The sequence below is a fragment of the Aquabacterium parvum genome, assembly GCF_001447195.1.
GTDB classification, from domain to species: domain Bacteria; phylum Pseudomonadota; class Gammaproteobacteria; order Burkholderiales; family Burkholderiaceae_C; genus Aquabacterium; species Aquabacterium parvum.
The window spans coordinates 1-273 of the sequence record NZ_LFRI01000461.1 but is presented as its reverse complement, the minus strand read 5'-3'; the positions used below and the strand labels follow the sequence as shown (position 1 = coordinate 273).

Below are 273 nucleotides of genomic sequence, written 5' to 3'. Positions count from 1 at the left end.
GCTCACGCTGACCGGCACCATTCGAGCAGTCACCACCCTGGGTGGTGGCGTCAACAAGAAGACCGGCGAGGTGATCCCCACCCGCCCGGTTCTCCAGATCGAGGGCCTCGATAACCGTGGCCTCGTTCAACTCTTCCCCCTCACAGTTCCGGACACCAAGCCTTTCGAGGGCCGAGTGGGTGAGCAGGTGTCCGTGCCGGTGCGTGCGTGGGCTCCTGGCGCGTCGGTGAGCCTCGCCTATGAGGGGGGCAAGGTGTGAGGATGGATGCACGT

General features: G+C 65.2%; 1 protein-coding gene. It reads left to right on the top strand.

Features of this window, described 5'->3' with window-relative positions:
• A partial coding sequence (locus tag ABG80_RS22980) for a hypothetical protein (RefSeq protein ID WP_160322595.1) occupies nt 1-259 on the top strand: 259 nt, incomplete at its 5' end.
• Nucleotides 260-273: the final 14 nt, after the last annotated feature.